This window comes from Ochrobactrum sp. C6C9 (genome assembly GCF_022627935.1).
GTDB classification, from domain to species: domain Bacteria; phylum Pseudomonadota; class Alphaproteobacteria; order Rhizobiales; family Rhizobiaceae; genus Brucella; species Brucella teleogrylli.
Genome location: NZ_JABXGB010000040.1, coordinates 1 through 23,730 on the forward strand (window position 1 = coordinate 1; position 23,730 = coordinate 23,730).

Below are 23,730 nucleotides of genomic sequence, written 5' to 3' on the forward strand. Positions count from 1 at the left end.
GCCAACGCACAGGCTGCAATGGAAGCGTCGGGCGGACGACCGGAATTTCTCTTTCCGTTCTATCTGTTCCTTCTCTGCCTGTTCTTTGTATACATCTATCCAATCGCGCTTCTGACAAGGAAACTGGAGAAAAGATATGCTGCATAAAGAGAATAACGATGCACCCCCTCTGGTTTCTCTAAAGGATGTGCACAAGGCGTATGGCGATCTGGAAGTTATCAAAGGGATCAGTCTTGATGTTCGCAAAGGCGAGGTGATCTGCGTCATCGGTCCGTCGGGTTCGGGCAAATCGACTCTCATACGTTGTATCAATGGTCTAAGCCCAGTGCAGAAGGGCTCGATAGTCGTCGCCGGGCAGGAGGTAAATGATCCCAAGCTCGACAAGCTCGCATTGCGGCGAAAGGTCGGAATAGTCTTTCAGCAGTACAATCTGTTTCCGCATAAGACGGTTTTGCAGAACGTCATGATGGCGCCGATCAAGGTCCTGCGTGAACCAAAACAGGAAGTTGAGGAACGGGCGCGTGCTCTGATTGCAAAAGTCAAACTTACTGGCAAGGAAAACCAGTATCCCGGCCAGCTGTCAGGTGGTCAACAGCAGCGCGTCGCCATCGCGCGAAGCCTGGCCATGCGTCCTGACGTTATGCTTTTCGATGAAGTTACCGCAGCGCTCGATCCTGAAACCGTCAAGGAAGTATTGGCGACGATAAAGGAACTCGCGTCCGACGGGATGACCTGCATTCTGGTTACCCATGAAATGGGCTTCGCACGCGAAGTGGCCGATCACATCTACTTCACGGATCGAGGTGTGATCGTCGAGCATGCTCCACCGAAAGAGTTCTTTACCTCAGCCAAGGATCCTCGGACCCAACAGTTCTTAAGTCAGATATTCTAGCCGAATTAAGACACGACAATCATCAGTAGCATCAGGAACATGCCAGGCCGAGCGCCAGGTGTGAACGGGTTTCTATAAACCAAAGGGAAAAGCGATGTACCAGCAAGCCTCCAACGGTGTCAAAAATGACCCACTGCTGCAGCCGCTGAAAATCAAGCATCTTGAACTTCGCAATCGCATCATGAGCACCAGCCACGCGTGTGGTCTGGAGGTCAGCGGGCTGCCGCTTGAAGCCTATCAACGGTATCATGAAGAAAAGGCCAAGGGTGGAATAGCCCTGTCGATGTTCGGTGGATCCTCCAATATCGATATCGATTCCCCGAATGTCTTTCGGCAACTGAATGTTGGAACAGATGACATCATCCCACATTTTCAGCAGTTTGCCGAGCGTATGCACCGCCACGGTGCAGCACTCATGTGTCAGATAACACATCTTGGCCGACGCGGCGAAAGTTATGGCGGCGATAGGCTGGCGATGATTGCGCCGTCGCCCCTCCGTGAGACGCTTCATCGCAGCATACCCAGAGAGATGGACGACCATGATATTAATCGCGTTGTGAAGGCATTTGCTGCTGCGGCGCTGCGATGCAAGGAGGGAGGGCTGGACGGCATCGAAACGCATGCTGGTGGTCACATGATAGGGCAGTTCCTGTCTCCGATTTCCAATCGCAGAACCGATCGCTTTGGCGGATCGCTCGAAAACCGAATGCGGTTTCCGCTTATGGTGCATGAAGCTATCAGAAAGGCCGTCGGTGATGATTTCATCGTTGGTATCCGCATGGCAGTGGATGAAGGACCCGATGGCGGCATGAGTTTTGATGAATCTCTGAAGGTTGCACAAGCACTTCGCGATATTGGCGGGATCGATTTTTTCAATGCGATTTATGGCATGATGGACACGACCCGTGGTCTCGCGGAAGACGCTATGCCTGGAATGGGATCGCCGCTTGCACCTTGGGTCGAGCCGGTCGGACGTTTCCGCCGGGAGCTCGATATTCCGGTATTCCATGCCGCACGTATTTCCGATGCTGCTTCCGCCCGGTACGCTATCCGCGAAGGCAAAATGGATATGGCGGGCATGACCAGAGCGCAGATCGCTGATCCATACCTTGCAAGTAAAATAGCGTCGGGACGAGAAAGCGAAATCCGGCCATGCGTAGGCGCTACACATTGCCAGTCGCCGCATCGTCCCGCGTGTCTTCATAATCCGGCAACGGGAAGAGAAACAGTCCTGCCTCAGGTCTTTACTAAAACCGAAAGCACCAAACGTAAGGTCGTCGTGGTTGGCGGGGGACCCGCAGGCCTTGAGGCTGCCAGAATATGCGCGGAACGGGGTCATGAGGTTTCGTTGTTTGAAGCGGCATCCGATTTCGGCGGCCAGCTTCTTCTTGGCGCGAAGGGTTCGTGGCGCGGTGACCTCATCGGCATAGTTGAGTGGCGCGTGGCTGAACTTAATCGTCTCGGCGCGTCCCTCCAAACGAATGCCTATCTTGATGAAAACGAAATCCTGGCGCAGAATCCCGATGTTGTTTTGCTAGCAACGGGCGGTATGCCGCAAATTGATCTTCTGCACGGCGGTGATCTATGCATTTCCACGTGGGATATTCTGGCAGGTCAGTCCAAGCTATCGGGTGAAGTTCTTGTTTTTGATGGCACCGGGCGACATCCGGCTCCGCTGGCGGCCGAGAAGGCCGTTGGCTTTGGGGCCAAGGTGAAATTCGTCACCATAGACGCCCAAATCTGTGAAGAACTGACTTATGCCGAACGGGTACGCTGGAAAAAGCTCTTTCTGAAATTTGGCCTTTATCCCAAAACCGAAACACGTTTGAGGGAAGTCCACCGCCAGGACAATCGACTGATCGCAACGCTTGTGAACGATATCACGCGAGAAACAGAAACGATTGTGGTCGATCATGTTGTTGTGGAGCAGGGGAGTGTTCCGTCCAACGAAGTTTTCGAAGCACTGCGATCCCATTCTTCAAACGACGGTGTTACCGACCTGCGCGCTATGGTTGACGCCAAGCCTCAACCTATCCGCGAAAGACCTGGATTTGAGCTTCACCGGATAGGAGATGCTCTTGCCAGTCGCAACATTCACTCCGCGATGTTGGACGCAATAAGAGTATGCAGTTCGCTTTGAGAATTTTGGGAGCGTATTCAGCGTCCGAATTTATCCAGCAGCTGATACCATGCGGCTACTGTACGGACGGCTGGCGCTCTCATCGAGAAAAATGGAATATCTACCGGTTTCTGGCGCCGCATCAGCGCCAGATCAGGCTTTTCGCCTTGCAAAAGATCAATCGCGTAGCGTCCCAGAAGGCTCGACATCGCGATTCCCGTTCCATTGTAGCCGAGCGAAAAGCCAATATTCTTATCGATCAACCCGATTTGTGGAAGACTGTCCATCGTCATGGCAACAAGCCCCGACCAGCGATTGACGATCCCGTAGTCTTTCAACTGCGGGAAGATATCAGACATTGCTCTTTCAAGGGTCGCATAGGCGGCCATGGAGTCATTTCTGCCGAATGCGCCCCTACCGCCAAAAAGCAAGCAGTCTCCGCTACGTCGGAACCATCGCATCATTCTTCGCGTCTCGCTGTAGCTCCGATTGTTGCAAAGAATTTCATCAAAAACAGAACTGGGCAACGCTTCCGTCGAGATGATCGCACTCCTGAACGGTATGATGGTCTTACGCACATTGCCGGTGGCAGGCGTGATGTCGGAATAGGCATTCGTTGCGATCAGAATCTGTTTGCAACTGATCGATCCGACTTTTGTACAAACGAGTTTTGCCGGGCCTTCTTCCGCGATGCGAAGAGCGGGACTATTTTCGTAAATGAGGCCTCCGGCCAAAAGAACGGCGTTGGCCAAACCCCGGCAGTAACTAAGAGGATGTATAGTGCCAGCATGGGAGTTCAAAACTCCTCCATAGAAGCGCGTACTTCCGGTCTCTGTCGCAACCTCATTCGCCCCAAGCACTGTGATGCTCGTATCGCCGAATATGTCCCTGATTGTCTTCGCTTCTTCCACGAGCGCCGCGAAGGCGGCCTCGTTATGCGCACAGCGAATGTTCCCGGTTTTCGTCAGATTCGCTTCTCGGATCTGAAATCGCTCGACATAGCTTTCAACGCAATCCATCGCTTTGTGACCGAGCGCGTTCATGCGTTGAGCGACTTGTCTGCCGTGAGTTTGCGCCATGACGCTTAGTGATACACGATACTTCGTTGATACCACGCCGCCATTTCTTCCTGATGCGCCGAAGCCGACTTCTTCTGCTTCGAGAACAACAGGTTTCAAACCAAGTTCAATTGCTCTTACGGCGGCCGACAAGCCCGTATACCCACCTCCGATAATGACCACATCGGCGGCAATGTCGTCCTCCAATGTCTTGCAGTTCAGAGGTGGTGTTGCAGTCTCACGCCACGAAGATCGGGGTAGGCCGAGTTCTCGCATCTGGAAAATACCTGGGCTCACTTACAAGTTATTTTCTCTCGCTTTCGACAGCATCGGCGAGTTCTCGCAGGGTCGAGAAATGGAAGTCCGGTGTCGTCACTACTTTCGGAACAGGTGTTCCACCGAAACCCTTGAGGCCCTTTCGCCGCTCGATCCAGCAGACTTTGTACCCCAGCTCTCTAGCGACGCCTATATCGTGGTACTGGCTCTGTGCAACATGCAGGATTTCGTCTTGCTTGAAACCAAATGCCGATTGGCGCCCAAGATTGTAGGAAAAGAAGCGCGGATCCGGTTTTGGATACTCGGCGTCGTCAGCAGTGACGCTGTCGTGAAACGGGTTGCCGAGTTTGTTCGAATTGGCGCTGAAGCCGACACGATCATAATTAGTCATCGCGACCAGTCTAAAGTGCCTACGCAATCGTCTGAGCGCTTCAGCGGAATCCTCGAATGCGGGAAAATCAAAAAAGTGGCTCTGGAATTTGTCCCCTGCCGCGCTGTCGTCCGACAGTCCAAGTTCTTTCGCAGCGTAGAAATAAACTTCGCGCATGACCTCGCTTGCGCGGCCAGGAAATTTCTCTCTTGCTTTCAGATAGGGCTGGAAAATCTGATCATCAGTCAGCGTCTTCGCAGCCTCTCCGCCTGCGGCGCGGAAACCATCCAGAATACCCTTCTCGAAGTCGATGCAGGTCCCGACGATATCAAAAGTCAGAACTTTGAAATTTTCGAAGGCCATGAATTGTCTCTCCTGTTCCGGGCAAAAGCCAGTTGTGTGGCTACATTGGGATACTTGAGACAAATCCATCAATTCCAAAAATAATCACCTCTGGGGTTACATTTTGTAATGTCACATATTCGACGGCTCCTTCCCTCGCTCAACGCACTCGTCGCCTTCGAAGCGGCAGTCCGATGCGGAACATTTGCAAACGCGGCACGGGAACTTGGGGTTACAAGTCCCGCAGTCAGCCGCACCATTGGGCGTCTGGAGCTTCATCTCGGAATGCAGCTTTTCAAGCGAACGCCGAGGGGAGCAGAACTAACTGAACATGGAGGTGATCTTTTTGCGGAAGTCTCGAAGAGCTTTTCAAACATTGAACGTGCTTTGGCTGGACTAAGACAAAATGCGCAAACGAAGCGACGTACGGTGAGAATATCAGTCTCGGGGGCTTTCGCTACGCATTGGTTTATGCCGCGGATGAACCAATTCCAAGCGCTGTTTCCTGATGTAGACATTCAGTGGCAACTGATCATTGGGCCGCTCGATTGTCCGGTTAACGACTCCGATATCGCGATGCGGTTCGATCCCAAAGTGGATGACCGGTATCGAATTTTTCCACTTATGCCAGAGCTTCTGTTGCCTGTGCGATCTCCTGCTTTCGATTCCAGTTCGACACAGTCCCAATCGGGTTTGAATCAGGTGATCACTCTTAGCGGGTCGCAGTTCAGGTGGGCAGATCTGTATTCCGTTAATGCACTGAAAGAGATAGCCCGGGAACTTCAATTCTCGGATTACAATGTCGTTGTACAGGCCGCGCTGATGGGACAAGGCAACGCTATCGGCTGGCTAAGCGTAGTGTCAACCTTGCTGGCCAACGGCTCGCTCGTTCCATCGCATCCTGTTGTGGTTTCGACTGGCCGAAGCTGTAATCTAGTGACTTCGATCAAACCGGATGAATGGTTCATTCGCGACATTTGCGACTGGATCGTCGATGAATATCGACGGGATGTGAGAAAGATTAACAAAGCATACGAAGGACTGATCAACGAATTCTGAGATTTACCGTCCGTAGCGGCAATCCAAACTTCGCTGTCGCTTTGATCAAAAAGTAAATGGTCGCGGGTTTCTATCCGATGCGCGTATGATGTGCTCTTGACTGGCAATCAGCGCATTGCAAGATTGATTGAAGTGCCATGTTATTCGCCTTGTTCCAGCTCCCAGCGTGTTGTGCGCAGGTAAGCTAGATGTATGTGAGACCTTTGATGGATCGTGTTCAAAACTATCGACTTGAAAGTGACCTAGAATTGTTTTTTGAAACAGGTATCCTTTGCATCTTTATCGGGAATAGACAGAGCTTCTAAAGCTCTGGAATATTCTCCTTAAATATTACTTGGATGCGTGGCGGATGGGAATCAAAAGGTTGACCTCTGATGCTGCTCGTCAAAATGGCCAAAGCCTCTCGCGCTTCCACTCGCGGGTTTTGGTCAATGACGGCGTCCATGGCGCCGTTCAAAAGAAGCCGTTTGGTGCCTTGCGTCAGCTCATGGCCGATAAAGATGATGGAATCGGATCTACCCGAATCCATTAAAGCCTGACCGATACCCTGATTGCCAGCACCGAGATTATATATGCCGGCAAGGTCTGGATGGCGCTTAAGCAATGCTATGGTCTCTGTGAAGGCTTTCTCGCTGCTGTCTTCGATCTCGTTTAGCTCGACGATACGGAGATGCGGAAACTCTTCCGCGATAACCCGGCGAAAGCCCATCTCGCGTTCCTCATGGCCGCGATAGGATAGCGAACCAGCAAAAAGCGCTATCTTGCCTTCAGTGGATCGACCAAGAAAACGACCCAGAATATAACCGCCAAGGCGTCCTGCGGCGCGATTGTCGATGCCGATATAGCCAACGCGTGGCACCTGCAGGATATCGGACGCAATGGTGACTATATGTACGCCAGACAAAGCAAGCGAGCGCATCGCTTCCCGCACGGTCGGGTGATCCAACGCAATAACCCCTACGCCCTGCGCGTGTTCCTTAAGGTCCTCCAGCGCAAGCGCTAGCGTATCAGGGTTAAAGCCTTCAACGCTATGGATTCTCAACTCGATTTGAGATTGCAGAGAGGCTTGTCTCGCAATTTCATCTCGCAGATTGGCGATAAAGGTGTTTGTGCCAGCTGGCAGAACAAAATCCAGCTTGATGCGGTCCGTGGTATTTGCGTTGAGCGGCGCGCTGCCGGGGAGATAGCCAAGATTGCGCGCGGCTTCGAGGACGATTTCACGCGTGCGCTCTTTCACGCCTTCGCGGTTGTTTAATACGCGATCAACCGTGGCGTTGGAAACACCCGCTGTTCTGGCAATGTCGCTCACCGTGGAACGCAAAATCACACTCCTCACCCAAATGATGGAAAATGATGTATTTCGATTTATGCAAAATGCAAGGCTTGTTCGGTTCCTCCATCTGTTTTCCCAATGAAATTGGCTCTGGCTCGGCTATCACTCATCAAAAAACATCATTAATCTGCATATGCGAACTTCCGAATTTAAAGGAATGATCCAAAAACCGATCAATTATGATGATAAATGACGTAAAATGATTTTATATGATGTTGACACTGCTGCGTCGAATCTTCATTAATCCTCAGGCTGCCAATGGAGGTTGGCATTTTCCTCGAATGAGGACGGGCTCATTTGTCGATCTTTCGATGATATCCGGGCTTAGAAATAAAAATGGGAGGTTGCAATGAGCGAAGCGCGGGGCTTTGTTCCTGATCCGCAGGTGCGGGTTCGGGATTACCAGATCGGTTGTATCGGCGCAGGCATGATCATGGCCGAGTGCCATCTTGCTGCCTATAAGGAAGCGGGCTTTACGGTCGCTGCAATCGCCTCACGCACCAAGGCAAAGGCCGAAGAGGTCGCCGCGCGCTGGGGTATCGCCACAGTGCACGACACGCCAGAAGCGCTGATTGGCGACGAAGCTATCGAAATCATCGATATTGCTTATCCGCCGGATCAGCAGCCTGCGCTCATTCGCAAAGCGCTTGCGCAGCCACATATCAAGGGCATTCTCGCCCAAAAGCCACTGGCTCTGACGCTTGAAGAGGCCATTGCGCTTCGCGATGAAGCAGCGAAGGCTGGCAAAATCCTCTCGGTCAATCAGAACATGCGCTACGACCAGTCGATGCGCGTATTGAAGCAAATTCTCGATAAGGCTGAGCTTGGCGCGCCTGTCATGGCGACAATCGAGATGCGTGCCATCCCGCATTGGCAGGGGTTTCTGGAAGATTATGACCGCCTGACGCTGGCTAACATGAGCGTGCATCATCTCGATGTGCTGCGCTTCCTGTTTGGTGAACCTGAAACCATCACCACGCTGACGCGCACTGACCCCCGCACTCAGTTTGAACACAAGGACGGTATCACCGTTTCAACGCTGATGTTCCCGAGCGGTGTGATGGCTGTTTCAATGGAAGACGTCTGGTCGGGGCCGCGCGAAGAGGGCTTTGACAGCGATATTTACATCAAATGGCGGGTCGAGGGTACGGATGGTGTGGCAAAGGGCACGATTGGCTGGCCGGATGGTTCGCCATCAACGCTGACTTATGCCTCCAAAAAGACGACAGACGGCAGATGGGTGAGGCCAAAATGGGAAACCATGTGGTTCCCGCACGCCTTTATCGGTGTGATGGAGCAGCTGCAATACGCCATTCAGTCTGGCGAAACGCCAGCGCTTTCAGTAGCGGATAATGTGAAGACGGTCGCACTCATTGAAGCTGGCTATAAGTCGATCGATGAAGGCCGCACTGTCAAATTGTCCGAGATATCAATCAATTAAACGAGCACATCCCGAAGAGCGCGAAGCGGTTTTCGGGAAAGATGCGGATTAACAGAGTATCATAACGGGAGGGTTTCGATCATGATGCAGGTGGGTATTTTCAGTGGCTATTTCCCCTATTCGCTTGAGGAAACAGCTAAAAAAATTCGTGCGCTTGACTTCAATACGGTCCAGCTGGACATGCATTTCAAGGATATTGATCTGAGCGCCGGGCAGATCACCAAGGACAAGTGCATTAAAATCCGCGAGACATTTCGCGATCACAATCTGCCTATTTCTTGCATTTCCGGTTATACGAACATCATTCATCCGGACAAGGCAGAGCGCGAGCGTCGCATGGGCTATCTCAAAGAGATTATCCGCCATGCGCAGTATCTCGGCACGCCTTATGTGATTTCAGAAACCGGCACTTACAACACTGAATCTGATTGGGTTCATCACCCGAAGAACAAGACCGAAGAAGGTTTTGAAGAATGCCGCAAGGTCATCGCTGATCTGTCGCAGTTTGCTTACGATCACGGCGCGATGTTCCTGCTCGAAACTTATGTGAACAACGTCGTCGGTTCGGTCGAGGAAACAGTGAAAATGTTTGCGCAGGTCGATCATCCGGGCCTTGGCCTGCTGATGGACCCAACCAATTATTTTGAAACGCACAATATCGACCGGATGGATGAAATTCTCAACCAGGTGTTCGATACATTGAGCGACAAGATCAAGATCGGTCATGCCAAGGATGTCAAACGTTCCGGCGATGACAAGACTGAAAAACATGCCGATATCGGCGACGCCGATGCACTTGAAAGCCATACTTTCCGTGGCGTTGGCGAAATCGAACTGCCAGCGCCGGGTCTCGGCTCGCTAAACTACGACCTATACCTTAAGCGCCTTGCGCAGAAGCACCCAAATATTCCGATGATCATCGAACATCTCGATGAGGCCGATGTGCCGCGCGCGAAGAAGTTCCTCGACGGAAAGCTGCGTGCGCAGGGACTTTAATACCACCTGGGGCGAGGTGGAGCGGCTGGTGCTATAAACAAGTGTTTGGACACTGGCCGCCTTTGAGTGAAATGGCTGTATGCCGCAGCATTTAAGGTGCCAAAATGGTGAAGCTTTATGGAGAGGCGAGGTCGCGTCGCGACATTGCCGCGAGCAGTGGCTCATTTGCTCAGTTTGCAGGCGTTCGCCTGATGGTGCTTGAAGACGGGGTGGAGCGCGGCATAAGAATGCTGGAGTTCCGTTCCGGCACTGGCTTGCGCTTCACCGTTCTTGTTGACCGCGCACTCGATATTGCTGATTGCGACTATCGCGGCATGGCCATCGGCTGGCACTCGCCGTCCGGCTTCCGCCATCCGGGACTGCATGAATATGAGGGCGAGGGTGGTCTTGGCTGGATGCGTTCTTTCTCCGGCCTGATGGTGACATGCGGTCTTGACCATATCCTCTTCATGCATGAGGAGGCGGCGGACCATTATAATTACAAGCCGCGCCAGACGATCAAGCACTCCATTCATGGCCGTGTTGGGACTATTCCTGCAAAACTGACTGGCTATGGTGAGCGCTGGGAAGGCGACGAATGTTATCTCTGGTGCGAGGGTGTCGTCACACAGGGAACCGTGTTCGGTGAGCATCTCGAACTGACACGCCGCATCGAAATCAAGGCCGGTACAAACGATATCAAGCTGACGGATCGCGTGATCAATCGCAGTTTCTATCGCACTCCACATATGTACTGCTATCACATCAATGTCGGTCATCCGGTTTTGGCTGACGGCTCGCGCTATCTAGCACCTGTCAGGGATGTGGTCTGGGCGGCGCATGCGGGAGACGATTACAAGAAGCAGAATGTCGGCTATCATACACTGCCTGCGCCGCAAATGCAATTTCATGAGCAGGTCTGGCAGCATGAAATGGAGGCTGACGCCAATGGCGAAGTGCCGGTCGCGCTGGTCAATGACAAGCTGGGCATCGGTTTTGAAGTCGTTACCCGCAAGGATCAGTTCCCCTGCATGTATGAGTGGCAGAATCTGCAGGCCGGGCAATATGCGCTCGGCATCGAGCCTGCGACCAATCACGTTCTGGGACATGGTGCTGCCCGTGATCGCGGCGAGCTGATGTGGCTCGAACACGGCGAAGAGCGTTGTTACGACAGTACGTTCCGTATTCTGGGGGATGCAGCGAGCATCGCGGAAACAGAAGCACGCATTGCTGCAATCGCGAAACAGCCAATAGAGGATTATCCGGTGCCATCCGGCAATCACGTTGCTATTGGAGGCCGCTCATGACCGCATCACCGCCGTTTTCCGTTGCAGGCAAAACCATTCTCTACACGGGTGCTGCCGGTGGCCTCGGTCTTGAAACTACGCTCAATTTTCTGCGCGCTGGCGCGCGGGTTGTGGCTATCGATCATGAACCGAGAAAGATTGAGGAACTGAAAGGCAAGGCAGAGGGGCTTAGCGGACTTTCGATCCACGCGCTCGATCTGTCGGATTTGCAGGCACTTCGACCTGCATTGGAGGCAATTAGTCGCGAGGCCGGTGGCTTTGATATCGTGATCAACAATGCTGCGATTTATCCATCCAAGTCGTTTGAAGACTATACACTTGAGGAAATGCAGAAAGTGCAGCACATCAATGTCGATGCGGGCATTGTCTGCGTTCAGGTGGCGCTGCCGCATATGCGTGAAAAGGGGTGGGGTCGTATTATCAATATCGCTAGCGTGACTGCCTATGGCGGCTGGGCACTCCTTTCGCCTTATGTGCAATCAAAGGGCGCGCTCATCGGGCTTGCGCGCGCCTGGGCACGCGAGTTCGGCGCTTATGGCATTACCGTCAATGCGATCTCTCCGGGCGCATTTCCAACGGATGCCGAGAAAATCCATCCCGATCCTGAAGGCTACACGAAATTCGTGCTCGAGCATCAGGCTGTTAAGCGCCGCGGATCATCGCGGGATATTGCTTCGGCTTTGATGTTCCTTGCCTCTGATGAAGCAGGATTTATCACCGGGCAGACCTTGAATGTCGATGGCGGATGGGTGATGCATTAAGGAAAGAGTTTGCATTGGAGGAATGCGTGAGGAAGCTTTATCTGGCGGTCGGGTCGCTTAATCGCGAAGCCCCTTATTTTCAGGGTGCGCGTGGCGAAGGTCTTTCCATCTACGCATTCGATACGACGACAGGAGATGCATCGCATATATGCGCGACATCTTCCGTCGACAATCCAACATTCTTGAGCGTCGCGCCGGATACAGGGGTGATCTATGCAAATTCCGAAGTGTTCAGCTGGCACGAGGGGACGGTCAGTGCCTATCGCTTTGATGCTGAAAAGGGTGAACTTGTTTATCTCAACAAGCAGGGTGCCCTAGGCAGCATAACTGCGCATAATACCGTGACAGTGGACGGAAAGTTTGTGCTTGTCGCCAATTATGCGATGGGATCGGGCGGGCCTGATCAGTCGCTTGTTGCATTGCCAGTGTTGTCTGACGGTAGCCTCGGGCCGGTTGCACATAGCATTCGTCACGAGGGTAAGCTTGGGCCTGTCGTCGACCGGCAGGAACGCAGCCACCCGCATTGTGTGGTCGAAACACCGGAAGGCGGCATGTTCCTGTCCGCCGATCTTGGGCTTGACGAGATCATCGCCTATCGCCTTGATAGTGAGCGCGGTTTCAAGCGGGTTGGCAGTGTCGCGACCCCGTCCGGGGCTGGTCCGCGCCATATCGCCCAGCATCGGAATGGCCGCTTTGTCTATGTCTCCAATGAACTGAATAACACGGTTTCGCTGGTTGTGCGTGACGGTGAAAACATGCGCCTTGTTCAGACCTTGCCGACAGCGCCAGCGGATGTTCAGTCGCACGGAGCGGATATTCATCTTTCGCCGGACGGTCGTTTTCTTTATTGTTCCAACCGCGGTCATGACTCGATCACTACATTTCGTGTGGATCAGGAGAATGGCAGCCTTGTTGAAATCGGTCATAGCTTTACGGGCGGCGCGACACCGCGTAATTTTACGCTGACACCGGATGGCGACTGGCTTCTGGTCGCAAACCAGAATGGAGATTGCATTGCGATCTTCGCAATCAACAAGGAGACGGGAAATTTGACCCATACGGGCAAACGCATCGAAATAGGCACTCCCGTCTGTGTCAGGCCGTTCTATCTGTGAGCGTTGAAGCCCCAACATCACGAAAGCAGCGCCGCAAAGGTTCTGGCGTGACTATGGCGGATGTGGCCGCGGCTGCAGGGGTTTCCATGCAGACCGTTTCGCGCGCGTTGCGTTTTCCGGATTCCGTGATGCCTGAAAAGCGGAAGCTTATTCAGGATGCAATCGAGAAGACGCATTACGTTCATAATCTCGCGGCAAGCCATCTTGCATCGCATAAAAGCAATACGGTTGCGGCGATCATACCCACGCTGTCCGCGTCTGTTTTTGCTGATACGATCCAGCATTTTTCCGACGTTCTGCATCAGGCCGGTTATCAGATATTTTTAGGCAATACCGATTACCGACTGGAGCGGGAGGAAGAAATCGTTCGTAGCCTCCTCGGGCGGCGTCCGGATGGTGTTTTTGTGATTGGCACACACCATAGCAAGCGCAGTGTCGCATTGCTCAAACGTGCGGAAATTCCTGTTGTTGAGGGCTGGGATTTTACCGATAAACCGATTGACCGACTGGTGGGATTTTCCAATACGGCGGCGATCACCGAAATGGTCAGTCATCTGATCAATACGGGTCGGCGCTATATTGTGTTTGCCGGTGTGGTTCGGAAAGGCGACAGCCGTGCTGCTGAACGCCGTGCCGCATTCAAAGCGGCAATGGAGCAACATTTCCCGGATGAAAAGCCACGCATCACGGTGGCGACCGAAATGCCGATTGCCATGGCTTCGGGTGTCGATCTTCTGCGACGGGCGCTGGCTCAATATCCGGAAGCCGATGCTGTCATGTTTTCAAGTGATATTCTTGCTTCCGGCGCGCTTCTGGAGACACAGCGCATTGGTATCAAGGTGCCACAACGCCTCGCGATTACAGGCTTTGGCGACTTTGAACTTTCGCGTCATCTGCTGCCGCCATTGACGACAGTTGCAGTACCTTCCGCGGAAATCGGACGGCAGGCGGGTGAGCTTTTGCTTGAAGCCATGCGTGGCGAAACATCGACAAAAACGATTGTCGACGTCGGTTTCGAACTCAAGATTAGGGCCAGTGGCTAAATAACCATCTGATGCTCGAAGTCGGTTAGCACTTTGCAGCCATTTTCGGTCACATGCAGCATGAATTCGAGCCGAACGCCGCCAGTGTCCGGATCGAAGGCGGTGGGTTCCACCATCACAACCATGTCTTTCCGGAAAGGCTCAGTTTCATAACTGACAAGCCGTGGCCATTCATGGACAGATGTGCCGATAGAATGTCCGGAATGATGAGCATAGCCATAGCCATGTGCTGCGATATGGGCCTGCAATTTTAGATCCAGTTCACCGATGCCAAGGCCTGGGCGGATGATTTCGATTGCCAGATCAAGTGCCGATTTCACGGCTTTGAACTGCTTCTCAAATCCGTCAGTTGTTTTGCCCAGCATTGCCGATGCGCAGCTGTCGCCCCAATAGCCTTTGACGCGCGGTGCGAGATCGCAGATGAGCGGGTCGCCGGTGGCAATGATGCGGTTTGTCGGCCAGCCCATGAATGCCGATGTGCGGGTTTTGCCGGATATGAAATCGCCGGTGAGCGGCAGGCGTTCGCAGGCTCTGCTTTCCATGGCGAGCCTTATGTCGGCAAATATTTCAAGCTCGCTGCGGCCTGCTTTGCTGTGCTCAATACACGCGCGTTGCCCGGCGGAAGCGGTCAGCGCTGCCTCACGCAATAGCGCGATCTCAGTTGCTGTTTTCACCATGCGCTGGCGCTTGAAAGCATCGTCAATCGACACACGACGGCATGTTTCGATAAGTGGGAGCAAGGACAATGGGAAGCTGTTCTGCTCTATCGCAATTGCTCCGCCGACACCAAACTTGTTGAAGAGCTCCTTCGCGGCAGTGAGATAGTTGGCAAAAATGTCGGCCGGCTCTTTATATGAGAAACCTTCATATGCGAGAACGGTCTGTGCCCAGCTTGGCGTATCTGCTTCGAGATTGGTGACGACAAGTCCGCATTCGCCGTTTTTGCCAACCAGTGCGATGGCAGGTCCACCCGCAAAGGGTGACGGTCCCGCTTCAATGGAAACGATATGACCCGAAGCGTAGGCGATGCCATCGGGGCTGGTGAAAACGCCCCAATCGGCACCGGATGCTTTGATGGCGTCAATTGTCCGTGCAAGCCGCTCGTCCAACGGGTTCTCCTTCAGATAAGGTTGCGGATATGGCGATCACGACCATAGGCCGCGACCAGAAGCAGGATGAGAACGCCGAGTGCCGACTGGACCATAGCATCCGAAAAGCCCATGCCGATGAGAAATGTGCGCAATTCCATCAGCATGATCGCGCCAGCCACCGTTCCGACAAATCCGCCGCGCCCGCCGATCAGCGCGGTTCCGCCGACAACGACCGCAGAGACCGTTTGGAAAAGATAGGGCGTGCCCACTGTGGCACTTGATGAGCCGGTGAAGCCGAGCAGAAGAATGCCAGCAAGCGCTGCAAACACGGCGCTCAGACCGAAGGTGATCGCCCAGATCGCAACCGGTCTGATTAACGCCAGTTCGGCGGCTTTGATATTTGAGCCCAGCGCATAAAGCTTGCGGCCATAAATCGTACGGCGCAACACAAAGACGGTGCCAAGGGTAAGCAAAATTGTAAACGGGATCAGCCAAGGGAATGGCAAAGGCCCGATGCTGCCACCCAGTGACACGAAATCATTGATGAAAGCGGGCGCCGAACCTGTCGGCAAGCCGCGTGTCCAAATTTGTACGCCCGCTTGAACCATCGTTCCGACACCAAGCGTGACAATCAGTGGGTGGATGGAAAGCGCTGCCGATAAAGCGCCGGAAAACGCACCGATCAGCCCCGCTGACGCCAGCACGATCACACCCGCCAAAAGCGGTGACATTCCATCGCCGTAGAGGCTGGCGAAGACAACATTGGCAAAGCCGATCACAAACGGAATGGAAAGGTCGATGCCACCAAGAATCATCACCAGCGTCTGACCGAGTGCTGCAATTGCAAGCAGTGCTGCCAGAACCAGCATGGCGCGAATGGAGAAAAGGCTGGCAAAGCCCGGAATGAGGGTTGCTCCCAAGAGGAACACCAGCAGGACTCCGATGAAGGCGACCAGTGCGCGATTTGTAGCCAGTGCCTTAATCATGACTGCGCCACCTTGCGTCGGAAATAGAGTTTGAGTTTTTCGGAGTTGAGGCAGACAGCCAGAACAAGGACTGCGCCATAGACTGCCTGCAGCACGAAGGTCGAGACGTTGAAGGCCGTCAACATGCTCTGCAGCAGGAAAATACATGCTGCACCCAGAAATGCTGCGGTTAATCCGCCAACGCCGCCGGCGAGGCTGACGCCGCCAAGGGCGACTGCAGCAATAGCAATCAGCGTATAGCCGGGACCGATGATCGGGTCACCTGAGCCAATGAGCGCTGTGAGTGACAATGCTGCCAGTCCTGCGAACAATCCGGCCAGCACATAGGCGATGAAGCGCACGAGCGGAACATTGACACCAGCGGTGTAGGCGGCTCGATCCTCGCTGCCGACGGCCATAAGCGTCTCATAGAAAGGCAGGCGTTTGATACCGATCCATATCAGAACCGCAGCGCCCACTGGCAGAATGGACCATGGACCCGCCAAAGATGACAGCCATGCGGGCACCGAACCAGATGGAGAAGGCAGGATGGCGAGCGCCAGCCCGCCAAATATCAAGTAGGTTCCAAGCGTTGCAACAATTGGCTGAATACGAATGATCGCTGCCAGAAGGCCATTTAATGCGCCAGCTAGAATGCCGAGTGCAATTGCTGCCGGGATAATGATGAAGGACGAGGATATGCCGCCTTTTATGATCAGTATCTGAACGAGAATGACATTGATCAAACCCACGAGCGGACCAACAGAAATGTCAATCGAGCCGCGCCCGGCAAGAAACGGTATGGTAATTGCAAGCGAAGTCAGCAGCAGCGGCGCTGCAAGCCCCAACACCGAACCCCAGTTTGACGGCGCAAAGCGTACCGGGTTAAGCACAATATTGATGACAAGCAGAATGATGAAAAGGATTGCGGCGAGCCGTGTTTCTTGACTGCCGCAGAAGATGCGCCGCAAGCCGCTTTTGTTGTCGGTTAAGATCATAGCTCCACCTCATCCTGCCCGAACATGGCTGCAAGGACGCCCGACATCGACATTTCGGATTTGCTGATGGTTTTTGAGCATTCATAATCGCGGAACACTGAAACGCTGTCGCAGATTTGCAGGATTTCTTCGATTTCGCTCGACAGGATGACGAGCGCGATACCTTCTTCACGGGCGAGTTTACGGAACGCTTCATAGAATTTCATGCGGGTGTTGAGATCAACGCCGCGTGTCGGATCGTTGAGCAGCATCACACGCGGTTTGAGCGCCAGAAGCCGCGCGAGCAGCACTTTTTGCTGATTGCCGCCGCTGAGTGCCGTGATCGGCGCGTCCATTGCCGGATAGCGGATCGACAGGAATTCGGTATAGCGCTGCAGCTCTTCCTTCTGTTTGCGGCGGTTGAGGATGCCACCCCATGAAAAGCGTGGCATGGAAGGCATACCAAAATTATCGAGTACGGAAAGCACCGGGAAAATGCCGGTCGCGCGCCGGTCACGCGGCAAATAAACTACGCCGCATCTGGCTGCATTGTGATGATTGCTATAGGCGCTCTGCTCGCCGGACCGGGTGACGATTTCGACCTTTGAATGACGAGGCTGATTGAAGCCTGCAAGCGCCAGCAGAAACTGCTCCTGGCCATGGCCTTCAAGACCTGCAAGTCCGGTTATCTCACCGGCGCGGATTGTGCCGGACAGCGCTTTGCGCCCCGGCGCGAGCACGAGATTTTCATAGGTAAGAATGATGTGATCATTCAACATGGAGATGAGCCTCCGGCGCCATGAGTTCCAGAAGGATCTGGCTGTTGATCTGCTGCCTTTCGAGCGTATCGACAACATGGCCGCTGCGCAGCACCGTGACCTCATCGGAAAGGCGTTTCACCTCTTCCAGCCGGTGCGAAATGAAGATCACAATATTCCCGGATGCAGCATAATCTTCGATTGTTTCAAAGACGAGATCACGATCTGCATAGTCGAGCGCTGCCGTTGCTTCATCGAGAAGCAGGATCGAAGGACGGCTGATGAAGGCGCGCGCAATCACAACGAGCTGCTGTGCTGCTAGTGACAGGCTGCCAGCCGCTGCGTGCAAATCGATCGGAAAGCGTGCAATTTTTGACAGAACTGCGCGGGCTGCCTTTTCGCGTACTGATTTGCTGACTTTACGGGTAATGAGCCCGTCAAATCCGAGAAAGATATTCTCGACCACCGAACGATGCGGAGCGATCAAAACTTCCTGAAAAACCGTGGCAAGGCCCAATGCCTTCATATCTGCAGGCGATCTGGCCGAGACGGCTTTGTCGTTGAGAATGACGCGCCCATGCGTGGGTGCGACCACGCCAGACAGTATTTTCAGCATCGTGCTCTTGCCCGATCCGTTCTCCCCCAGGATCGTATGAACGCCATGGCTGAAAGTCACATTTGCATTTGTGAGCGCAATTGTTTCGCCATAACGCTTTTCAAGGTTCTCCACCTGTAGCGACATGACCGGAGCGTGCGTGATGTTGGGCAGCCCCGCTTCGGCAAGCAGCCTGTGTATGCTGGATGTGCCCAGCGGGGGATGCTCAGAGTCTGGCATAATGAGATGACTTTCTGCATGCGATAAGCGAAGATCATTGCCAATGGTTTGGGCCAAGCGATCTGGACCAATTGATCTTGGCAATGACGTTGTTCAGCGCGTCGTCCTGCAAACCTTACTTGGAGCAGGAAGCTGGAACTTTCGCGAAATCATAAAGTGCGGTGGCGCGTCCGTTCGAGAAGTAGCCATTAAGCAGTTCTTCCGGGAATGGATCCTGCGGCGGTATCGGGAAGATGGCCGCGGAATCCGGCTTCATGCAGTCCTTGTACCAATTTGGAAGGTCGGCCTGCGTCACAAGCGGCATCGGAGCGATGATCGTGTTGACGAACGGTTTCTGGCCTTCAAGAACCCGTAATGCGACCCGGAAAGCGTTCTGGGCTGCAACATGCGGTGATACTTCACCGCCGTAAAACTTGAATGTGTCCTGATTGGCATTCCAGTAGCCAAGTGCATCGCCTGAAATGGAAGCAGCAATCAAGGGAAGCGGACGGCCTGCCTGCTGGAAGGCTTCCGCAATAAAGCGTGCTTCGCTGCCTGTGGACCAGACTGCATCAATCTGCTGCGGTGTGGTGGCAAGTGCCTGAAGCACTGCGGATTTCGTTGTCGTGCCGGTCCATTCGCCGCTCACTTTACGAGCAATCTTGAGATTGCCTGACTCTTCAACGGCTTTTTCAAGTCCGGCATTTTCCTGCTGGACAAGCGGATGACCGGAAATGCCCTCAACCTGAAGGACGGTGCCGCCATCTTTGAGCACTTCCGCAATGCCTTTGCCCATCTGGTAGCCCCAGAGGTTCTGGTTGTGCATGACATTGATCGCATTCGGGGTCGTTACGGAACCAGCGGACGTTATAACCGGAATGCCAGCCTTATAGGCATCGTCAATCACTGTATTGAGTGCGGTGGAAGAACCGGCAATCGTCGTGATGACATTACAGCCCTGCTCGATGAAGGCGCGAATTTGCGAAATCTGCTGTGTGGCATCACCATTGGAGTCTGAAACAACATATTCAGACACATCGCCTGCGGCGATAGCACCATCCACAAGGCGCTTTAGTTCGTTATTGAAGGTCACACGCCACGGATTGCCCATATAGGATTCCGAATGGCACCAACGCCATGGCTTGGCTGGCGCTTTGAAATCACCATAAGCCGAAGGGCCAACTTCAACCACATCGGTATAAAGTGCTTGAATTTCGGTTGGCAGGGCGCCGAGTAGTGTCGCGCGGTCCTGGTTTTGCGCACTCGCGCTCAGCGCAGATGCCGACAAAATGGCGAGTGTGAGTGCCTGCAGGCCAAGGCCTGAGCAAATTCTGGTCATGTGTTCTCCTCCGGTGTGAACTTCCCGTTCACTTGTAAAAACTTTATTCACATATGCGCCATTACGTCAATTGAAAAATGTTAGCGCTAAACCATCTTGTGACACTATCGCATAAATCATGAGGATATGAATATAAAAATGTTAGCGCTCACTCTAGACAAGGCAAAAATATTGGATAGGTTCTGACGCAAATGGATTTGAGCAGGGAGTGGAGCTGCCATGGGTGTTTTATCAGGCTATCGTGTGCTGGATTGTTCAATTGCGATGGCGGGACCATTTGCAGCGCAGCGGCTGGGCGATCTTGGTGCCGATGTGGTGAAGGTTGAGCCGACGACAGGCGAATGGCAGCGCCACGTGGCGGCGGGCGGTGCCGAAGGCAATCGCGTTAATGTCTCTTTCCTGTCGCTCAACCGTAACAAGCGTTCGCTTGCGGTCGATCTCAAATCACCAGACGGTAAACAGGTGCTTCTTGACCTTGTGAAAACCGCCGACGTGTTTTTGCAAAACTATCGTCCGGGCGTCGCACAGCGTCTTGGCGTCGATTACGAGTCGCTTTCCAAGATCAATCCAAAGCTGATCTATGTTTCGATCTCTGGCTATGGCGAAGATGGTCCTTATGTCCATCGTCCGGGACAGGATCTCGTTTTGCAAGGTATGTCGGGCGCTATGCTTTCGGCAGGCCGTGAGGGCGAGCCGCCAACCGCCGCCGGCCAATATCTGGTGGATGCCATCACCGCATATACTGCTTTTGAAGGCGCGCTTGCAGCACTTCTCCATCGCGAGCGTACGGGGGAGGGACAGTTGGTGCAGGTCAACATGCTCGATGCGATCACCACCATTCAGATGCAGGAACTTTCGGTTTTCACCGTCGGTGGCAAGCCGCAAACCCGTTCGGCAGAGCCACATGCCCATGTCTATATCCGGGCGCCTTACGGTGCTTTTGCAACCTCTGACGGCTTTATCATAGTCGCTTTTCCGAAGCTGAAAACACTCGGTGAAGTGATCGGCGAAGACAGTTTTCTCACCATGAGTGATGAGGTGGACACCTGGGAGCGCCGCGATGAAATCTTTGCCAAGACACGCGACAAGCTCAAAACGAAAACCTCCGCTGAATGGCTGGAGCTTTTTCGCGCAGCTGATATCTGGTGTGGACCTGTGTATGGTTATGCGGATCTCGTAGATGACGAGCAGATCAAGCATAATGGCACGTTTGTCGAATATGAGCATCCAACGGAAGGCAAGGTGAAGACGCCGGGTTTCCCGATCCGCTTTTCCAAAACGCCTTCGACAGTGGACCGTGGCGCGCCGGTAACTGGCCAGGACACACGCGATGTGCTCGCTGAAGCCGGATATGCGGCGGACAAGATCGAAGCGCTCGAGCAATCGGGCGTCATCGTATCGGGGAAAATCTAAAATGCAGGTGATCAAAGCTCTCACCTGGGATCATCCGCGTGGCTACAATGCATTGGCTGCGGCATCAAAATTGCCGGATGTCATCAAAGCGGGTTTGGAGATCCATTGGGACAAGCAGCCACTTGAAGGTTTTGAATCCCACCCGATCGCCGATCTTTGCGCGCGATACGATCTCGTGGTGCTCGATCATCCCCATGTGGGCGAGGCCGTGTCCGGCGACTGCCTGCTTTCACTTGAGGAGGTGTTTGACGATGAAACGGTTGCCAAGCTTGGCGAAGCCAGCATCGGCCCGTCCTTGACGAGCTATCGCTTTGCGGGCAGGCACTGGGCCTTGCCACTCGACGCCGCAACACAGGTCATGGCGCTTCGCCCGGACCTAGTCGACACGGTTCCTGTTACATGGGACGAGGTGCTTCGCCTCGCGCAAAAAAGCGGTAAAGTCGCGCTTTCGCTTGCAGGCCCACACGCCTGTCTGTCATTTTTTTCTATCGCTGCCGCATTTGGCGAGCCGCCTGCCGAAGACGACCCAGATATATTGGTTTCAGAAGAGGTCGGGCGGCAGGTCTTTGATCTGATGGCAGAACTTGCGGCGCACAGCCCAACGTCTGTTCGGCAAAAGAATCCCATCGGTATATTGGGCCACATGGCCGAGCATGACGATGTTGCATTGTGCCCCCTGGTCTATGGTTATGTGAATTATGCCGCGCCGCGAAGTGGAAAGTCTGTCGCATTTCACAATGCGCCACGGGTCGCCACTGGTGGTCGTCCTGGCTCGACATTGGGCGGCACGGGCATTGGTGTTTCGCGCCGTGCAAACATCACCTCGGCGCTCAAAGCCCATCTTTTGTGGCTGATGAGCCGTGAAGCCCAATCCGGGTTCATTCCCGATCATGAAGGCCAGCCATCGCGCCGCGACGCCTGGCACGATGAGCGCGTGAACCGGCGATGGGGCAATTTCTATCGCAACACAGCGGACACGCTGGAACAGGCTTATGTGCGCCCGCGCCATGATGGCTACGTCGCGTTTCAGGGCACGGCTTCAGCGCTTTTGGGGGCGGCTTTCGATGAACGCCGCCCGGCATCTGCAGTGTTGAATGAGTTGCAAACTCTCTACGCCGCTTCGCGCGTGCATGGCGGTGAAAGGTAGTTTTCCATGACTGAAGATATCAAATTCGAAATCGACGGCGCGGTTGCCGTCATCACATTAAACCGTCCGCAAAAACTCAATGCCGTGACTCCGGAAATGGCCGATGCCATCGTCGCAGCCGTGACCGAATGCAACGACAGCGACACGATCCGTTGCGTTATTCTGACGGGTGCTGGAGAACGTGCATTCTGTGCGGGCTCGGACATTCGCGAACTCGATACCTATGAGACGCCGTGGCAGTTCCGCAATCGGCCGGATTACTGCGATGCATTCCGCGCGCTTCTCAAGCCGTCGATTGCGGCCGTCAATGGCTATGCCTTTGGTGGCGGGCTTGAAACCGCGATGTCTTGCGATATCCGCATTGCTTCTGATAACGCGCAATTTGCGGCACCCGAGATCAAGCTCGGCTGGATCGGTGGTGGGGGAATGGCCGCCCATCTGGCGCATTCCATTGGCGCATCCAATGCAGCATTGATGATTATGACAGGCGACCCGATTTCAGCCGAGAAGGCGGAGCGCTGGGGGTTGGTGAGTGAAGTCGCGCCGCAGGCGGATCTTCTTATACGCGCACGCGAGATTGCCAACGTGATTGCATCGCGCGCGCCGATTGCCGCGGAAACCGCGAAACTCAACCTCAAGGCAGCGGTTTCGATGCCAATCGAAAAAGCCATCGAATACGAGCGCGACCTTCAGACGATCTGCTTTGCGACTGCTGATGCGCAGGAGGGGCGCGCGGCTTTCAAGGAGAAAAGAGCGCCGGTTTTCCGGCGTCGGTAAAGGCTGTCGGGAGAAAGCCTTTCTATTTTATCCACTATATATTCATGGGAGGAATCCTCGTGGAAACGAGTTCAAAAAGCAAGTCGAAAGGGTGTTGTCACGTTAACTGGGCTACAGTTGCCTGCCTGACGGTTTGGGCGTAAATTTTGGCGATGCAGACATCAGATATCATCTTCAAGCGTCACCGTTTTCCGCCACAGATTATTGCTCATGCGGTGTGGCTTTATCTGCGGTTCAACCTTAGTCTGCGTGAAGTTGAGGAAATGCTGCTTGAGCGTGGAATCGACGTATCATACGAGACAGTTCGTCGTTGGATCGCCAAGTTCGGCCCCCAGATCACACGCAACTTGCGGCGGCG

21 protein-coding genes and 1 pseudogene are annotated in these 23,730 nt (G+C 53.8%); 13 read left to right on the plus strand and 9 right to left on the minus strand.

What is annotated here, in order from left to right:
- The first annotated feature begins 136 nt into the window (after positions 1–136).
- Both HWD97_RS21610 and HWD97_RS21615 read left to right on the plus strand, forming a co-directional pair.
- A complete protein-coding gene (locus HWD97_RS21610) occupies positions 137–892 on the plus strand; it encodes an amino acid ABC transporter ATP-binding protein (RefSeq protein ID WP_112701723.1) in 756 nt (251 codons plus the stop codon).
- Positions 893–986: 94 nt separating this feature from the next.
- Entirely contained in the window at positions 987–3,032 is a 2,046-nt protein-coding gene (locus HWD97_RS21615) for an NADH:flavin oxidoreductase (protein WP_112701722.1), read from the plus strand.
- A gap of 17 nt (positions 3,033–3,049) precedes the next feature.
- On the opposite strand, the gene HWD97_RS21620 is transcribed toward HWD97_RS21615, so the two are convergent.
- Both HWD97_RS21620 and HWD97_RS21625 read right to left on the minus strand, forming a co-directional pair.
- Positions 3,050–4,276, minus strand: coding sequence for an FAD-binding oxidoreductase (locus HWD97_RS21620; RefSeq protein WP_262077834.1), 1,227 nt, complete (start codon positions 4,274–4,276; stop codon positions 3,050–3,052).
- Between the two features lie 97 nt (positions 4,277–4,373).
- Positions 4,374–5,078, minus strand: a complete 705-nt coding sequence (locus tag HWD97_RS21625; protein WP_112701720.1) for an HAD-IA family hydrolase — start codon at positions 5,076–5,078, stop codon at positions 4,374–4,376.
- 108 nt (positions 5,079–5,186) lie between these two features.
- Between HWD97_RS21625 and HWD97_RS21630 the strand changes: the two genes are divergently transcribed.
- Positions 5,187–6,116, plus strand: coding sequence for a LysR family transcriptional regulator (locus tag HWD97_RS21630; protein WP_112701719.1), 930 nt, complete (start codon positions 5,187–5,189; stop codon positions 6,114–6,116).
- Positions 6,117–6,417: 301 nt separating this feature from the next.
- Here HWD97_RS21630 and HWD97_RS21635 read toward each other — a convergent pair whose 3' ends face one another.
- Positions 6,418–7,437, minus strand: a complete 1,020-nt coding sequence (locus HWD97_RS21635; protein ID WP_112701718.1) for a LacI family DNA-binding transcriptional regulator — start codon at positions 7,435–7,437, stop codon at positions 6,418–6,420.
- A gap of 361 nt (positions 7,438–7,798) precedes the next feature.
- Here HWD97_RS21635 and HWD97_RS21640 point away from each other — a divergent pair, with 361 nt between their 5' ends.
- The 6 genes from HWD97_RS21640 (at position 7,799) to HWD97_RS21665 (ending at position 14,091) form a co-directional block, all read left to right on the plus strand.
- The gene (locus tag HWD97_RS21640; protein ID WP_112701717.1) at positions 7,799–8,890 is read left to right on the plus strand and encodes a Gfo/Idh/MocA family protein; all 1,092 of its coding nucleotides are present in this window, start codon (positions 7,799–7,801) and stop codon (positions 8,888–8,890) included.
- Between the two features lie 81 nt (positions 8,891–8,971).
- Positions 8,972–9,886, plus strand: coding sequence for a sugar phosphate isomerase/epimerase (locus HWD97_RS21645; RefSeq protein ID WP_112701716.1), 915 nt, complete (start codon positions 8,972–8,974; stop codon positions 9,884–9,886).
- Positions 9,887–9,990: 104 nt separating this feature from the next.
- Positions 9,991–11,172, plus strand: coding sequence for an aldose 1-epimerase family protein (locus HWD97_RS21650; RefSeq protein WP_112701715.1), 1,182 nt, complete (start codon positions 9,991–9,993; stop codon positions 11,170–11,172).
- The gene (locus HWD97_RS21655; protein ID WP_112701714.1) at positions 11,169–11,933 is read left to right on the plus strand and encodes an SDR family NAD(P)-dependent oxidoreductase; all 765 of its coding nucleotides are present in this window, start codon (positions 11,169–11,171) and stop codon (positions 11,931–11,933) included. Before HWD97_RS21650 ends, HWD97_RS21655 begins: the two co-directional genes overlap by 4 nt.
- Before the next feature lie 26 nt (positions 11,934–11,959).
- A complete protein-coding gene (locus tag HWD97_RS21660; protein ID WP_112701743.1) occupies positions 11,960–13,048 on the plus strand; it encodes a lactonase family protein in 1,089 nt (362 codons plus the stop codon).
- 53 nt (positions 13,049–13,101) lie between these two features.
- Positions 13,102–14,091 carry a LacI family DNA-binding transcriptional regulator gene (locus tag HWD97_RS21665; RefSeq protein WP_286164907.1) on the plus strand — a complete coding sequence of 330 codons (990 nt, stop codon included), beginning with the start codon at positions 13,102–13,104 and terminating at the stop codon, positions 14,089–14,091.
- On the opposite strand, the gene HWD97_RS21670 is transcribed toward HWD97_RS21665, so the two are convergent.
- The 6 genes from HWD97_RS21670 to HWD97_RS21695 all read right to left on the minus strand — a co-directional run bounded on the left by HWD97_RS21670 (position 14,088) and on the right by HWD97_RS21695 (position 20,035).
- Positions 14,088–15,200, minus strand: coding sequence for a Xaa-Pro peptidase family protein (locus HWD97_RS21670; RefSeq protein WP_112701712.1), 1,113 nt, complete (start codon positions 15,198–15,200; stop codon positions 14,088–14,090). The two genes, HWD97_RS21665 and HWD97_RS21670, sit on opposite strands and share 4 nt — an antisense overlap.
- Before the next feature lie 11 nt (positions 15,201–15,211).
- Positions 15,212–16,168 (minus strand): ABC transporter permease, encoded by a 957-nt coding sequence (locus HWD97_RS21675; protein WP_112701711.1) that lies wholly within the window; start codon positions 16,166–16,168, stop codon positions 15,212–15,214.
- Positions 16,165–17,145, minus strand: coding sequence for an ABC transporter permease (locus HWD97_RS21680; protein ID WP_112701710.1), 981 nt, complete (start codon positions 17,143–17,145; stop codon positions 16,165–16,167). The genes HWD97_RS21675 and HWD97_RS21680 overlap by 4 nt, the downstream gene beginning before the upstream one ends.
- Entirely contained in the window at positions 17,142–17,903 is a 762-nt protein-coding gene (locus HWD97_RS21685) for a sugar ABC transporter ATP-binding protein (protein WP_112701709.1), read from the minus strand. The genes HWD97_RS21680 and HWD97_RS21685 overlap by 4 nt, the downstream gene beginning before the upstream one ends.
- Positions 17,893–18,717: an ATP-binding cassette domain-containing protein gene (locus tag HWD97_RS21690; RefSeq protein ID WP_112701742.1), complete on the minus strand. Its 825-nt coding sequence runs from the start codon at positions 18,715–18,717 to the stop codon at positions 17,893–17,895. The genes HWD97_RS21685 and HWD97_RS21690 overlap by 11 nt, the downstream gene beginning before the upstream one ends.
- Positions 18,718–18,832: 115 nt before the next feature.
- Positions 18,833–20,035 carry a substrate-binding domain-containing protein gene (locus HWD97_RS21695; RefSeq protein ID WP_112701708.1) on the minus strand — a complete coding sequence of 401 codons (1,203 nt, stop codon included), beginning with the start codon at positions 20,033–20,035 and terminating at the stop codon, positions 18,833–18,835.
- 219 nt (positions 20,036–20,254) lie between these two features.
- Here HWD97_RS21695 and HWD97_RS21700 point away from each other — a divergent pair, with 219 nt between their 5' ends.
- From HWD97_RS21700 to HWD97_RS21715, 4 genes and pseudogenes are all read left to right on the plus strand, one after another.
- Positions 20,255–21,448, plus strand: coding sequence for a CaiB/BaiF CoA-transferase family protein (locus HWD97_RS21700; protein WP_112701707.1), 1,194 nt, complete (start codon positions 20,255–20,257; stop codon positions 21,446–21,448).
- Between the two features lies 1 nt (position 21,449).
- A complete protein-coding gene (locus HWD97_RS21705) occupies positions 21,450–22,595 on the plus strand; it encodes an ABC transporter substrate-binding protein (protein WP_112701706.1) in 1,146 nt (381 codons plus the stop codon).
- 6 nt (positions 22,596–22,601) lie between these two features.
- Positions 22,602–23,372, plus strand: a complete 771-nt coding sequence (locus tag HWD97_RS21710) for an enoyl-CoA hydratase/isomerase family protein (RefSeq protein ID WP_112671103.1) — start codon at positions 22,602–22,604, stop codon at positions 23,370–23,372.
- A 152-nt stretch (positions 23,373–23,524) separates the two neighbouring features.
- A pseudogene (locus HWD97_RS21715) lies at positions 23,525–23,730 on the plus strand (IS6 family transposase); the annotation flags it as partial.

Excerpts from the sequence above, each read along its gene's own strand:
- HWD97_RS21665 (WP_286164907.1), top strand. The coding sequence starts at position 13,102 with ATGGCGGATGTGGCCGCGGCTGCAGGGGTTTCCATGCAGACCGTTTCG.
- HWD97_RS21625 (WP_112701720.1), bottom strand. The coding sequence starts at position 5,078 with ATGGCCTTCGAAAATTTCAAAGTTCTGACTTTTGATATCGTCGGGACC.
- HWD97_RS21630 (WP_112701719.1), top strand. The coding sequence starts at position 5,187 with ATGTCACATATTCGACGGCTCCTTCCCTCGCTCAACGCACTCGTCGCC.
- HWD97_RS21675 (WP_112701711.1), bottom strand. The coding sequence starts at position 16,168 with ATGATTAAGGCACTGGCTACAAATCGCGCACTGGTCGCCTTCATCGGA.
- HWD97_RS21650 (WP_112701715.1), top strand. The coding sequence starts at position 9,991 with ATGGTGAAGCTTTATGGAGAGGCGAGGTCGCGTCGCGACATTGCCGCG.
- HWD97_RS21695 (WP_112701708.1), bottom strand. The coding sequence starts at position 20,035 with ATGACCAGAATTTGCTCAGGCCTTGGCCTGCAGGCACTCACACTCGCC.
- HWD97_RS21700 (WP_112701707.1), top strand. The coding sequence starts at position 20,255 with ATGGGTGTTTTATCAGGCTATCGTGTGCTGGATTGTTCAATTGCGATG.
- HWD97_RS21615 (WP_112701722.1), top strand. The coding sequence starts at position 987 with ATGTACCAGCAAGCCTCCAACGGTGTCAAAAATGACCCACTGCTGCAG.
- HWD97_RS21710 (WP_112671103.1), top strand. The coding sequence starts at position 22,602 with ATGACTGAAGATATCAAATTCGAAATCGACGGCGCGGTTGCCGTCATC.
- HWD97_RS21655 (WP_112701714.1), top strand. The coding sequence starts at position 11,169 with ATGACCGCATCACCGCCGTTTTCCGTTGCAGGCAAAACCATTCTCTAC.
- HWD97_RS21645 (WP_112701716.1), top strand. The coding sequence starts at position 8,972 with ATGATGCAGGTGGGTATTTTCAGTGGCTATTTCCCCTATTCGCTTGAG.
- HWD97_RS21680 (WP_112701710.1), bottom strand. The coding sequence starts at position 17,145 with ATGATCTTAACCGACAACAAAAGCGGCTTGCGGCGCATCTTCTGCGGC.
- HWD97_RS21685 (WP_112701709.1), bottom strand. The coding sequence starts at position 17,903 with ATGTTGAATGATCACATCATTCTTACCTATGAAAATCTCGTGCTCGCG.
- HWD97_RS21610 (WP_112701723.1), top strand. The coding sequence starts at position 137 with ATGCTGCATAAAGAGAATAACGATGCACCCCCTCTGGTTTCTCTAAAG.
- HWD97_RS21640 (WP_112701717.1), top strand. The coding sequence starts at position 7,799 with ATGAGCGAAGCGCGGGGCTTTGTTCCTGATCCGCAGGTGCGGGTTCGG.
- HWD97_RS21705 (WP_112701706.1), top strand. The coding sequence starts at position 21,450 with ATGCAGGTGATCAAAGCTCTCACCTGGGATCATCCGCGTGGCTACAAT.
- HWD97_RS21690 (WP_112701742.1), bottom strand. The coding sequence starts at position 18,717 with ATGCCAGACTCTGAGCATCCCCCGCTGGGCACATCCAGCATACACAGG.